Genomic DNA, 204 nt, shown 5'->3' on the forward strand with positions numbered 1-204 from the left:
GATGTTGAAACACCGAAGTATAACAAAGAACAAATCCTGAAGAATATAGAGGAAAGCAAACTTGCGAGGGAGAGTTCAGGGTTTAAAGACTTTTCAACTCGCGAAAGATATCTAGAGAAGGTCTTTAACAAATTAACTCCTGAAGAAAGGGAATTAATTTTTAATATTTCTAAGGACTCACCTAAAGTGAAGTATATTAGAGGT

Annotated in this window: 1 pseudogene; it reads left to right on the forward strand. The window is 34.3% G+C overall.

Features of this window, described 5'->3' with window-relative positions:
* Positions 1-204 (forward strand): annotated as a pseudogene (locus tag N8M95_RS09295) (hypothetical protein); the annotation flags it as partial.

It is taken from the genome of Streptococcus mitis (genome assembly GCF_946190325.1).
GTDB classification, from domain to species: domain Bacteria; phylum Bacillota; class Bacilli; order Lactobacillales; family Streptococcaceae; genus Streptococcus; species Streptococcus mitis_CF.